General features: G+C 38.5%; 9 protein-coding genes and 1 pseudogene. 7 read left to right on the forward strand and 3 right to left on the reverse strand.

What is annotated here, in order from left to right; genetic code table 11:
- Both WIW89_RS12220 and WIW89_RS12225 read left to right on the forward strand, forming a co-directional pair.
- A pseudogene (locus tag WIW89_RS12220) lies at positions 1-104 on the forward strand (IS6 family transposase); the annotation flags it as partial.
- 246 nt (positions 105-350) lie between these two features.
- The gene (locus WIW89_RS12225; RefSeq protein WP_337720977.1) at positions 351-1,427 is read left to right on the forward strand and encodes a HoxN/HupN/NixA family nickel/cobalt transporter; all 1,077 of its coding nucleotides are present in this window, start codon (positions 351-353) and stop codon (positions 1,425-1,427) included.
- Positions 1,428-1,640: 213 nt separating this feature from the next.
- On the opposite strand, the gene WIW89_RS12230 is transcribed toward WIW89_RS12225, so the two are convergent.
- Positions 1,641-2,084, reverse strand: coding sequence for an ArsR family transcriptional regulator (locus WIW89_RS12230; protein WP_337699891.1), 444 nt, complete (start codon positions 2,082-2,084; stop codon positions 1,641-1,643).
- A gap of 88 nt (positions 2,085-2,172) precedes the next feature.
- Between WIW89_RS12230 and WIW89_RS12235 the strand changes: the two genes are divergently transcribed.
- A complete protein-coding gene (locus WIW89_RS12235) occupies positions 2,173-2,844 on the forward strand; it encodes a hypothetical protein (protein WP_337720978.1) in 672 nt (223 codons plus the stop codon).
- A gap of 119 nt (positions 2,845-2,963) precedes the next feature.
- Here the strand turns inward: WIW89_RS12235 and WIW89_RS12240 are convergent, their stop codons facing one another.
- Positions 2,964-3,284: a hypothetical protein gene (locus WIW89_RS12240; protein ID WP_337699889.1), complete on the reverse strand. Its 321-nt coding sequence runs from the start codon at positions 3,282-3,284 to the stop codon at positions 2,964-2,966.
- A 32-nt stretch (positions 3,285-3,316) separates the two neighbouring features.
- Here WIW89_RS12240 and WIW89_RS12245 point away from each other — a divergent pair, with 32 nt between their 5' ends.
- The 4 genes from WIW89_RS12245 to WIW89_RS12260 are packed head-to-tail and all read left to right on the forward strand — an operon-like array spanning position 3,317 to position 9,210.
- A complete protein-coding gene (locus tag WIW89_RS12245) occupies positions 3,317-4,588 on the forward strand; it encodes a M20/M25/M40 family metallo-hydrolase (RefSeq protein WP_337720979.1) in 1,272 nt (423 codons plus the stop codon).
- Entirely contained in the window at positions 4,589-5,641 is a 1,053-nt protein-coding gene (locus WIW89_RS12250; RefSeq protein ID WP_337720980.1) for a radical SAM/SPASM domain-containing protein, read from the forward strand.
- A gap of 26 nt (positions 5,642-5,667) precedes the next feature.
- Positions 5,668-8,490 (forward strand): leucine--tRNA ligase, encoded by a 2,823-nt coding sequence (gene leuS, locus WIW89_RS12255; RefSeq protein WP_337720981.1) that lies wholly within the window; start codon positions 5,668-5,670, stop codon positions 8,488-8,490.
- A gap of 12 nt (positions 8,491-8,502) precedes the next feature.
- Positions 8,503-9,210, forward strand: coding sequence for a hypothetical protein (locus WIW89_RS12260; protein ID WP_337720982.1), 708 nt, complete (start codon positions 8,503-8,505; stop codon positions 9,208-9,210).
- On the opposite strand, the gene WIW89_RS12265 is transcribed toward WIW89_RS12260, so the two are convergent.
- On the reverse strand, positions 9,193-10,864 hold a 1,672-nt coding region (locus WIW89_RS12265), incomplete at its 5' end, for a M1 family metallopeptidase (protein ID WP_337720983.1). The genes WIW89_RS12260 and WIW89_RS12265 overlap by 18 nt on opposite strands.

Genomic DNA, 10,864 nt, shown 5'->3' on the forward strand with positions numbered 1-10,864 from the left:
AGAGATGGTTCGCAACCTATTTCCTTTTCTATAACATCCTTTACTGCCCGGTGTATTTGTTAGATAAGGGGGTGATAATAAATGTAAATATTTCAAATGAGTGAAAATGTTGTCCACACTCCAAGCTCTTTCGATATTAAATTTAAAGTAAGCTGATAAAATGTATGAGAACCGATATTACGAAGACGAACTTATTGTTATTACAAGATAAGTTCGACTTTATTAAAACTTTTCATTATTAATTCTATGATTTTCAACGAATTTTTCTAGCTATGACCTATTAAAGTTGGTGGTAAGAGGAAAGCTAAGAGGTAGTAAAATTTATAATATGGATAGGCTATCCATATGTTATGAGAAAGAATCCGGTTCCCAGAGCGTGGAAGATGATATTATTTTATAGTGTAGAAATTATTTTAACGATAATACTTTTTTTCTGGTTAACAGACATTTCGCAACAGTTGGGAAATATTGAAATAAAAGTGAAAGGGGTCGGGGCGAGTTTCTTCACTCTAGGAGTCCTTGCATATATATTCGGTTTAAGACATGCAGTTGACGCTGATCATCTAGCTGCAATAGATAATTCTACAAGAAAGCTTGTTCAGGAAGGTAAACCATCAATGTTCACAGGTTTATTTTTCTCTCTGGGTCATTCTTCCGTTGTTATTATCCTTTCTATAACGTTAATGGTTTCAACAAGGTTAGTAGAGTCAGATATTCCCCAACTAGAAAATTTAGGTTCTATAGTAGGTACGTTAATAAGTGGAGTTTTTCTTTACATAATAGGTTTTCTGAATCTTTTAGTTTTATTCGAGATTTACGAATTGTTTAAACAAGCTAAAAGAAAGGAGTTAGACGAGAATAAGCTAAACGAAGCCTTGCTTAAAAGAGGGTTTATGAACAAGTTCTTCAAAAGCTTGTTCAGGATTGTTAGTAACCAGTATTACCTTTATCCAATAGGTTTTCTCTTCGGCTTGGGTTTTGATACAGCTTCTGAAACTGCTCTATTAGCAATAAGTGCAGGTACAGCAGGAGCTTTCACTAAGATCCCGATTTGGACATTATTAGTTTTCCCCTTCTTATTTACTGTCGGTATGTCACTTATCGACACTACAGACGGCTTTTTCATGAACGGAGCTTATAGATGGGCTTTCATAGGCAACCCTTTGAGAAAAGTGTGGTACAACTTAACAATGACGACTGTATCTATTCTTGTTGCATTCATGGTCGGTAGTTTAGAATTATTAGGTTTATTACAATCCGAGTTTAATTTGACCGGAGGCATCTGGGACGTAATTGCGCTAATCAACGGTGATGTCTGGTGGGGAAATATTGGCATCTTGATTATTCTGACTTTTGCCATTGTATGGGGAATATCAGCCGTACTTTATAACATAAAAATAAAAAGGTATGAGATACAGTCAAACTAATATCAGTTCCCACATAGGTCAAGCAAAATTTCAAAAGGAGACCTTTACAATGCTAGACGTATAGTTTATTTGTACTTAACGTGGATTTTTATTTTTAGTTCTAGATTCTTTTAATCCCAGGAATTTTTAAGATAAATTGGACGTATTACCAAGTAAAATTTTAATTTAATTATAAAATAAGATTGTTGTGTATGTGTATAATTTTTTCTTTATCTACTCCTCTTCTAAATTCACCTTTCCTCTCATTTCATTAATGAATCTGGTGTACCTCTTTATAGTGTCCAGCACGAAAATAATTCCAGCTATAAATACTATTATTAAGGAGAATACCTCTGCACCTAAAGAGTCTAATTTAATCAAGTAAAGGGATAAGATAAAAGATGTAAGGAAAAATGAGGCAAAGAACACGCTCTTGGGTAAGACATAGTTAAAGAGAAGCACATAATCATCATCTAATATGACCTTCTTAACTATGTATTTACCGTCATAAGTCTCTTGAACGAGACCAGCGCTCTTTAGTTTGTTCACATGATATCTGGCCGCACTTACCGAGGAAAAACCAAGGTCTTCTTGTATCTGTTTCAAGGTAACACCATTTCTATTCGTCAGTATATAATAATAGACTTTCTTCGTAGATTGTCGTAGATCTAATTGCATATTAACAATTACTACTAATGTTAAATAAACTTTTCCAACGTTCACATTGGAATAGATATATAAAGTATTTCGAATGATCTATTCATTCGTGAATAAAGTATTAGTAGCAACTATTGCAGGCGTATTATTTTCACTAGGTATTGCGTTTGCGGTGATCTATGTAACTACTTACCTAATGATTTCTCCTCACTCTGTTAAGCCTTCCCAAGTACAGACTTATGCGAGAAATATTACCGAGATAAAACCTTACGTATTCAACGTTAACGTTAGCCAACCGAATTTTGAAGTAGAACAAGCTATAATAGGGGATATAAGAAATAATTTAACTTTTGTTCAAGTCCCCTCGTCTATAAAGAACTATACTTCTGAAATTAATTATACTTCTGAAATTAACAATGAAATTGCCACATTAAACGCATCAGTCGACTTCGCTTCTGTAGAATCTCGGTACCTCACCGTATTTTATGTAGTACCTAATTTTATCGAGGGAAGCCCTAACTCCACTGTACACTTTTATCTTTACCTGAACACGTCTTACTATAACGACCCAGTTTATACAGATTATATTTATGGTATCACTACGAATGTTTCCGTATCCTTCGTGAAAAACGTATCCGGTTTTGGGGAATACGAGGTTAACATAATTCTCGGTAACGTAAAGCCTGGAACCGTAATATTCCTGCCAGTATGGGACTATGACGGATATGAAATAGAATATGTAATTATATGGGTTGTCCCCTCCCACTCGCATCACATATAAAGCTCAGCGCATGAATGGCTCCTCATCACTCGGGTGTCCCAGTTTTCTCTTCATTGCTTTTATTCACTCACTGTTCGTTCCCGCTAGCCTACATCACATCTCAGTTAGGAGGACTGAGATCACTCACTTTGTTGTAACTTATTAAATTCTTCCAAGAAGTCATCCACGAATTTTTTCTCACCTAAGACAGTTATATCGTCAACTTTAGGATCGTAATATTTCTCTACAACCCTCATTATTGAAGTTATCGAGTTAGGAAGTATTTCAACTACCTCGCCTCCCTCTAGCCTATCCGTCTCATAAATCGCGAACGACTGATTTCTATATACAACGACTTTAAGGATAGCTATAACCTTTCCGTCCTCTACTTTCTTATAAACATTAACGTTTCCTAGAGGTTCACCTAGCCCATGGCGAATGTATTCGGCATACTTAAGCATAACTTAATTTACCTCAGAGAAGTTTAAATACTGTGGACTATCTCAAGGACTTGTTTGAATTTCTCAAGATAGACACCACATCAGCCAAAGGAAAAGGAGAAGAAGGGGCGAGATTTCTCGTAGATTACATGAAGGAAAACGGTATTGAGGCTGAGTTAATAAGACATAAGTCCAAGAACCCTTACGTTTACGGAGAAATAAACGTTGGCGGCTCAAAAACACTCCTAATTTATAACCACTACGACGTTCAACCAGTAGAGCCGTTAGACAAGTGGAACACAGATCCATTCAATCCCGTTATTAGAGATAACAAAATCTATGCTAGAGGTGTCGGTGACGATAAAGGATCACTGCTCGCAAGGTTACAGGCCATAATAGGCCTGATGAAAGAGAATAAACTAAAAATAAACATTAAGTTCTTGTACGAGGGAGAGGAAGAGATCGGAAGCCCTAATATGGAGGATTTCCTAAAAGACTACCACGAGAAGTTTAAGGCTGACTACATACTATGGGAAGGTTCAGGTAGGGCTCCTAACAACGCTCCCCAAATAGTCTTAGGCGTTAAAGGCTTATTATATGTGGAGTTGAGAAAAAAGACTCCTAAAGACCTCCATTCTATGTATGCACCGATCGCGGAGAACCCCGCATGGGATCTAGTCTACGCGCTGAGGTCATTGAGAGACGAGAGCGGAAGAGTTTTAATTCCCCACTTTTACGATAAAGTCAAGAAGTTAACCGAGGAAGAGAAACAGTATTTAAACATAGACGAGCAGTATCTAGAACAAGCAATAGAACAGAAAGTTCAGAAGGGAGGAATGGTGAAACTAGTAGAGGAACCGACGTGCAACATAGCGGGGATTTATGGAGGGTATACTGGAGAGGGTTCAAAAACGGTAATACCATCTTACTCCTTCGTGAAGATAGACTTCAGGTTGGTCCCAGATCAAGACCCTGAGGAAGTACTGAAACTGCTGAAAGAGTATTTAGCTCCTTACGGAGTCGAAATCGTAAAGTATGGCTCCGTAAGACCTTACAGAACGTCGATAAACAGTGAGATAGCAAGAGCTTTAATAAACTCAGCTAAGAGAGTCTATAATGTTGAACCCGTCGTGTTACCTAACAGTCCCGGCACTGGACCTATGGAAATGATCAGTAGGCACTTGAACATTAAACAAATAGCTGATGGGGTCGGAGTGGATAACTACGGTTCTAATATCCACTCCTTTAACGAGAACATATTCGTAGACGATTATAAACTGGGAATGATGTGGATGAAAGAGTTATTAGCGGAGTTGGGTCGTTAGATGCTCTGGTTAGTACTTACCACGGGAAAATGTAATCTCGCATGTGACTACTGTGGTGGCTCATTCCCTAAGGAGATTGTACCGTGGGGCATTAAGTACGATATAAATAAGCTTAAGGTAAACATTGAAAGAGATCCGAACGCGACTGTGATATTCTACGGTGGAGAACCATTAATGAACCCTAAGTTTATAATTCAGGTAATGGACACTGTTAGGGCTAAAAGGTGGGGGATACAAACTAACGGGATAGCCGTAAGACTACTCCCTGAGATTTACTGGAAGAGAATGGACGTAGCCCTGCTTTCTATAGATGGAAGGGAAGAAATAACAGACAAGCACAGAGGGAAGGGAATATATAAAGTAGTGGTTAAGAACGCCTCTTATCTCAAAAATTTAGGAGTTGAAACAATCGCTAGGATGGCTGTAACTCAAGATGCCGACATCTATGAAGAAGTGATGCACTTGTTGTCACTAGGGGTTTTTGACAAAGTCCACTGGCAACTGAATGTTATATGGAGCGAGAGGTGGGATTTCGAGAGTTGGGCTTACTCTTCATACTTACCCGGAATAAGGAGGTTAGTAGATTATTTTATGAGTGAGTTGGAAAGAGGGAAGATCGTTAAGATCATTCCTTTTTTGGGAGTGATAAGTGCTCATTTCTTTAAGAGATATAGGGGTGTAGCTTGTGGTGCTGGCTATGATAGTGTTTCTATTTCAACTGACGGTAGAGTGCTGTCCTGCCCTATAGCTGTCAGAGAGAAGTGGGCAGAATTAGGAACACTAGACTCCTTTAAGTTACTCGAAGAACCATTACCTAAAGAATGTAGGAACTGTGAATTTAAGGACTATTGTGGAGGGAGGTGTCTCTACACTATTCATGAGCGGTATTGGGGTGAAGAAGGGTTTAAGATAGTTGATGATGTTACGAAGGAATATCTAAGGATAGTTTTGTCCCGCGTTGACGAAATAAAGGAGCTTATAAAGGAAGGAGTAATAAGGTTGGAGGATCTGAGATATGACCCTACAGAGGACTCTACGGAAGTCATACCTTAATATATTCCTTTATCGTTTTTCTTATTGTGAGTGTTTCTACATTCCTAAACGAAATAGCGTCAAAGTGGCAAAAAGCATGGGAGGAAAACAAATTATACGAAGTAGACGCTAAAGAGGGAAAGCCTAAGAAATTCATAACAGTAGCCTTTCCTTATACTAATAGTCCTTTGCACATAGGTCACGGTAGAACTTACATCACTGGAGACATCTACGCTAGGTACTTGAGAATGAAAGGTTATAACGTACTGTTTCCCTTTGCGTTCCAGTACACTGGTACTCCGATTCTGTCCATAGCTGAAGCGGTGAGAAGGAAAGATGAAGATATCATCTCAACTTTCGTTAAGATATACGGGATACCTGAGAGTGAAGTTGAGAAGTTCTCCGACCCACAGTACTTAGCGGAATACTTTACAAGAGACATGGAAAGAACTGCTAAGACCCTCGGCTTAAGCGTTGACTGGAGAAGGAAATTTACCACAGTAGATCCTTATTTCGAGAAGTTTGTCCAATGGCAGTACAAAAAGCTAATGGAGATGGGATTCTTAAAGAAGGAAAAATCCGCATTAGCCTATTGTCCAAACGACCAATTCCCCGTAGGAATGCACGACACTAGAGGAGACATAGAACCAGAAATAATAGACGTTGACGTAATTTACTTTCCGTCAGAGGAGGGTCTTTTTTTCCCCGCTGCTACATCAAGACCTGAAACTGTTTTCGGAGCGATAGCCTTGTTAATTAACCCAAACACGGAGTACGTAATAAGTGTAGATAAAAAGAGAGGTAAAAAGGTCGTCTTATCTAGATACGCTTACGAGAAGTTAAAATATCAGATAGAGTTAGAGGTAGAAAGGTCAGTAAAGTCAGACGAATTTCTCACTTTCAGAGTGAAGAACCCATTAACCAATAAGGACATGAAAATTATAAAGAGTAAGTACGTTGAGCCGAAGCAAGGTACAGGTATAGTAATGGCGGTTCCTGCACATGAGCCGATCCATTACTTAGCTCTAACCGAACTGGGTGAAAGCTTTGAGATTATACCGGTGATCTATACCGATGATTACGGAGACATACCAGCATCAGAAGTTCTTGCGTTAGCACAGACGACAAATCCTCAGGAGTTAAAGGACTACATAGATACGCTTTATAGAACAGAGTATCATAAAGGTGTAATAAGAGAGGATATACTAGATTACGTTCCCAGTTTCCTCAAGGACGTGGTTAAGGAAAGGGTATTAAACAAGAGTGTTAGGGAAGCTAGAAAAGCAGTAGTTGAAATATTAAAAAACTTAGACTCACATTTTACAATTTATGAAATAACGAACGGCCCCATATATTGTAGATGCGGAGCAGAAATAGTCGTAAAATTAGTTGATGAACAGTGGTTCGTAAACTATTCTAATAGTATTTGGAAGGCATCAACGCTGAAAGCATTGGAAAAAATAAAGTTCGTACCTGAAGACACTAGAAGAGAAATGGAGAAAGTCGTCTTCAATATGCAACCCAGAGCATTTACTAGGTCAAGAGGACTAGGAGTGAGATTACCCTGGGACGATAAGGAAATAATAGATAGTCTCAGTGACTCTACTATTTATACTGCTTTCTACACAATATCTCATAAGATAAGGAATTTAGACTTAAATAAACTAGATGATAAGTTCTGGGACTACGTGATGTTAGGTAGAGGAAGCCAACCAGAGTTAGGAGCCGAAGTAAACGACATAAGGAAAGAGTTCACTTACTGGTATCCAGTAGATTCTAGGCACAGTGGAAGGGATCTGATTCAGAATCATTTAGCATACTACATCTATCATCATGTCGCCATATTCGGTGAAAACTTACTACCGAAGCAAATAGTCACTAACGGCTTTATCAGAGTAGGAGGAAAGAAGATGAGCAAAAGTTTCGGAAACATATACCCTCTATCAAAAGCAATTAGCGAATACGGTGTTGATACGGTCAGGTTAGCTTTAACTTCTACATCTTCCATAGGCGACGATATTGAGTTCAACGCGTCGATAGCCAAAAGTATAGCGGATCAGCTCAAACATATCCACGACTACATTGCTGCTTTGTTAAAAGCTCCTTCAACCCAAGAATTCAGGAAACCGGATTTGTGGCTTTCATCAATAGTGTCTGATTTCGTGAAGAAAGTAGATGAGTATGTAGATAAGTTAGATTTAAGGTCAGCGTACATTATCGTTTACTACACCATGTATGAGACAGTGAAAGATTATGTAGAATTAACTAATGGAATTGTCAATAGGGACATTTTGGTAAGCGTTTTATCCGCATGGATAAGAATGATGGCTCCATTCACCCCACATATAGCTGAAGAGCTTTGGCATTACTTCAACGATAGTTTTGTAGTCACTCAAAAGTTTCCTGAGCCTTCTGATTTAAAATATGAAGGAAGTTCGTTGTTAGAAATAGAATATTTGAGGTTATTAGTCGATAAAATAAATCAGCTATCCGCTAGTATGAATAAGGAACCTGAAAAGCTAGTAATTTATGTAAATAGTGATCAAGAGCTAAAGAAGATATTAAGAAGGGCGATAAGAGCTATACAAGAAAGAAAAACGTTGAGAGACTTTATAAGTGAGGTGGGAGAGGACTCCGTGTCAAAGAAATTATACGAGGTAGCATCCGAATTACCATATCTGGTCAGAGAATTATATCTACAGAACGACCTTGACGAGGAAAAAGTGCTAGTATCAAATCTTAAGTTCATCATGAATAAACTGAACTTGACCGAGATAGTAATATACGATGCTAAGGACCAGTTGAGTCCAGATATTAAAGGAAAGAAAGAGTTAGCGTTACCTTTGAGCCCCGGGATTGTTATAATATAAAGGTGAAAAAGTTTGGATTTTTTACTTTCAACCAAAATCCTAGAGAGAGCTAGACAAGTTATTTTAAATGCTGATAAGGAGATAACCGTTATATCCCCTAACTTCGATTATGATTTTGCGTCCTTACTGTTGGATAGAGCTTCGAGGGGTATTAATACTACAGTAATAACCAGTAATCCCGATTGGGCAAGCTGGTTTGAAAATAAAAAGAAATCCTACGGAATGGACGAAATAAACGAACTAATGAAGGAAAGAGAGAAGCATAAGCGAGAACAAGTTAGATTAATGAGACTCAGAATTATTACACCAGCTATTTTAACAGCAGTAGGTGTTTCAGCCTTCTTGCTAATTCATAAAGTGCTAAATACCTCCGTTTATGTAGCTGTTCTTCCACTCGTTATATTAATTATCATTTCTGCTTATGCAGTTATGAAGTTCCAAAAGAGAATAGCTGAACTTAACTCTACAATAGCAATACAACAACAAAGCCTCGATCAAAGATTACAAGAGACTAATAACATTAGGCAAGAGATACAAAAGAACCTTAAGTGCTTTCTTAACCCAGGTGTGTACTTTACATTAGTATACAACGGTGACGAAGGATTCGTGACTTCACTACCCTTGTCTGATGACTCAAAAAATGAAAAAGTCTCGTTCTATGAAAAGGTTAAAAAAGAGGAAGTAGACTACGTAGTAAGGTTATTAAGCAAGTCTTCTTAAAACTCTGAGTATTTCTAATGCGGTGTCTATTTCTACTTGTATATCACTAAACTTCCTACTTGAGAAATACTCTTCTACCTCTTTCACACTTACGCCTAAGTAAGGTATTGCTCCTCTAAGAGACCTACCCAGAATTGCTGTCCCTTCATAAACACTTCTCAAATAGTCCATGTAAGTCTCTAGCCACTTCCACACTGCAAACCTCGTGTACGGATTTCTTGCAACCAACGGTAATATCCTCGCCGTATCTTGCCGTTTAATTTCACCGGTGAGACCTAAACTTAAAGTGTTTACTACGAGATAAGGCTCTCTGAAGCTCAACATCGCATTTAGTAGTCTAATCTTCTCCTCATCGAACTTTTCACTTCTATACTTCTTCAATAATTCATCGTATGCCTCTTCACCATGTGCTATTGCATACGCAGTAGCTACGGCTTCCTTAATGTTGGGGTCAAGTCTATCGTAGCCCTCAAAGGCAACGGCTAAACCTAGAGCGAACTTGTTATCTACGTAAGCATATGTCTTTAGCAAGTTACCGTAAATCCTTCTTGAGTTCTCGTCCTTTTTACTAGCCCAATGGGGAGTCTGCAACTCTAAGAACTCATGTATCAGCGTATATTTAGACGTGTTAACACTCCACAGTCCGAATAGTTCTCCTCTGATCTCATCGACTACTAAGTAGTTATCGTCACTCATTAAACTCCTCACTACATTTTCATATGTCTTATAGTCAACTTTTCCAGCCATTAACATGTTATAATAGTCATCTAACAATCCCCATCTCTCCAGATGGTTGGGGTTCGACTCGAAGAACAAACTCACATCGTCATACATTACACGGTAAAAACCAGTTCTGTCAATGTTTAACTTTAACGATTTCACGTCTTCTCCGATATCAATAGTTGCACTCTGATCCTTCATCAAGAAGGTAGACTTTTTACCGTTAACTTCAAGAGTTATGGGTATTGTGTAAACTCTGGGTGTCCCATTAGTTAGGGCGAACCTCTCTTGCGTAAGCTTAATTCTTTTATCCTCTACTGTAACTTGAATTAACGGGTACCCGTCTTTTGTAATCCAGTCCTTTACTATTTCACTCACAGGTTGTCCTGAGCCTACCTCTAAGCTAGTCCAGAAATCACTACCGGAAGCATTTGAGAACTTATACTTCTGAAGGTAGTACTGAATACCCTTTTGGAAAGCCTCTTTACCAATATAAGCCTCTATCATCCTGAGTATACTTGCTCCCTTTCCGTAACTTATATCATCGAAAATCTGTTCCGCCTCTTCAGGCGTCTCAACATGAGTCTCTATGGGATGAGTCGTGAAGAGGGAGTCCCTGAACATAGCTCCGCTAGTCTCATCCATTAAGAACTTAGCCCAGAAGTCCCAGTTAGGGAATAGTGCGTCTACAGCTTTATAGCTCATGAATGTTGCAAAACTCTCGTTCAACCATAAGTCGTCCCACCACTTCATGGTCACTAAGTTCCCGAACCACTGGTGAGCTAGTTCATGAGCAACAACACTGGCAACTCCTCTCTTCTGTGCAAAAGAGGAATTCTCGTCTGCTAATAGTGCTGTTTCTCTGAAAGTTATCGCACCCCAATTTTCCATAGCTCCGAAGGCGAACTCGGGTACTGCTATCAAATGTTCTTTT

This window comes from Stygiolobus sp. CP850M (genome assembly GCF_037389425.1).
Taxonomy (GTDB): Archaea; Thermoproteota; Thermoprotei_A; order Sulfolobales; family Sulfolobaceae; genus Stygiolobus.

Coding starts and splice junctions, on each gene's coding strand:
- WIW89_RS12225 (WP_337720977.1), top strand. CDS start 351: ATGAGAAAGAATCCGGTTCCCAGAGCGTGGAAGATGATATTATTTTAT.
- WIW89_RS12230 (WP_337699891.1), bottom strand. CDS start 2,084: ATGCAATTAGATCTACGACAATCTACGAAGAAAGTCTATTATTATATA.
- WIW89_RS12240 (WP_337699889.1), bottom strand. CDS start 3,284: ATGCTTAAGTATGCCGAATACATTCGCCATGGGCTAGGTGAACCTCTA.
- WIW89_RS12250 (WP_337720980.1), top strand. CDS start 4,589: ATGCTCTGGTTAGTACTTACCACGGGAAAATGTAATCTCGCATGTGAC.